The organism is Gilvimarinus sp. 1_MG-2023, assembly GCF_030548285.1.
This window is the reverse complement of sequence record NZ_JAUOSC010001922.1, coordinates 1-229: the sequence shown is the minus strand read 5'-3', so window position 1 is coordinate 229 and position 229 is coordinate 1. Positions and strand designations below refer to the sequence as shown.

The following is a 229-nucleotide window of genomic DNA, read 5'->3' as shown; positions in this document are numbered from 1 at the left end:
GGCAAAAACCATCATACCGACATCTTCTGCACTGGAACCGAATTCCATCGCTACAACCACTTGCTGACAGATATCACCAGCACTTGGTCCAATCACACTGGCTCCCAGAATACGATCTGTCTCGGCACTGGCAATCACCTTGACAAAACCATCAGTCTGGTTACCAGCCATCGCACGGCCATTGGCGGCGAATGGGAAAGTACCTACATTGTACGCTTCACCATCAGCC

The 229-nt window shown here is 51.1% G+C and carries 1 pseudogene; it reads right to left on the bottom strand.

Annotated features, from left to right (window positions below):
- A pseudogene (locus tag Q4563_RS23380) lies at window positions 1-229 on the bottom strand (dihydrolipoyl dehydrogenase); the annotation flags it as partial.